Here is a 1,411-nt window from a genome sequence, read left to right on the forward strand (position 1 = left end):
GGCCGCGCGCGGCCCCGGCTGGAAGCCCGGCACGGACAGCGGGGTCGTCGTCGCCCGGGGCAGCGAGAAGCTCGCGGACGAGGCGAAGCTCCTCTCGCGGGAGCTGAGGATCGCCTACCGGGGCACCGCCGCCGCCCGCGCGGGCGATGTCGAGCTGGCGCTCAAGAGCGGCTCGGGCGCCGCCGAGTCGTACACCCTGACCGCCCGCGACGGGCGGGTGCTGATCACCGGTGCCGACCGGGCCGGGGTCTTCTACGGGACGCGCACCCTGAAGCAGTCCGTACGGGCCGACGGCGCGATGCCCGAGGGCGTCGTGCGCGACAGCCCGGCCCGCGCGCAGCGCGGCCTCAACCTGGACATCGCGCGCAAGTACTACACCCCGGCCTGGATCGAGGCCCGGATGCGCGAGATGGCCGACCTCAAGATGAACATGCTGGGGCTGCACTTCTCCGACGACCAGGGCTTCCGCATCGAGTCCACCAGCCACCCCGAGATCGTCTCGGCGGAGCATCTGTCCAAGGCCGACGTGCGGAGCATCCTGGCGCTCGCCGACCGGCTGCACATCACCGTCGTCCCGGAGATCGACTCGCCGGGACACCTCGGCGCCGTGCTCAAGGCCCACCCCGATCTCCAGCTGCGCAACGTGAGCGGCGCGGCCACCCAGGGCGCGATCGACATCTCCAAGCCCGCCTCGGCGAAGCTCGTGGACGAGCTGGACCGCGAGTTCGCGGCCCTGTTCCGCGGTCCCTACTGGAACCTCGGCGCCGACGAGTACCAGGCGCTGGTCGTACGCGATCCGCAGGCGTCCTATCCGCAGCTCGCGCGGGCCGCGGTGAGCACGTACGGCTCGGGCGCGCGGGTCCAGGACCTGACGACCGGCTGGACGAACGACCGGGCGGCGGCGCTGAAGTCGTTCGACAAGAAGTTCAAGGTCTGGAACGACGGGCTGTTCAGGGGCGGTGTCGTCAAGGCCGACCCGGCCTTCGAGGTGCAGTACTGGACCGGCAAGGAGCTGGGCGCGCGACCGCCCGAGGAGTATCTCGACGAGGGCCGCAAGGTGCTGAACTTCAACGACGAGTACCTCTACTACGTGCTCGGGCAGCCCAACACCTTCGTCTACCCGACCGGTCAGCGGATCTACGAGCAGTGGACCCCGCTGGTGGTGCGCGGCACGAAGCCGGTGCCCACGACGCACCAGCGGCAGATCCAGGGCGGCATGTTCGCCATCTGGGGCGACTTCCCCAACGCCCAGACGCAGGACCAGGTGGCGGCCGGGATCAGGCTGCCGCTGGCGGCGACGGCGGAGAAGACCTGGAACCCGGCGAAGCCGAAGCTGAGCTGGAACGAGTTCAAGGCGCTCGAAGCGAAGACGGCGTCGTCGGCGGGGACGGCGGGGACGGCGGGGACGGCG

At 71.1% G+C, this 1,411-nt stretch carries 1 protein-coding gene; it reads left to right on the forward strand.

The genetic code is table 11. The annotated features are described in order from the left end of the window. Positions 1-1,411, forward strand: a 1,411-nt coding sequence (locus DVH02_RS33920; protein WP_114627667.1) for a beta-N-acetylhexosaminidase, incomplete at both ends; no start/stop codon positions are given.

This window comes from Streptomyces corynorhini (genome assembly GCF_003346515.1).
In the GTDB taxonomy this organism is placed as follows: Bacteria; Actinomycetota; Actinomycetes; order Streptomycetales; family Streptomycetaceae; genus Streptomyces; species Streptomyces corynorhini.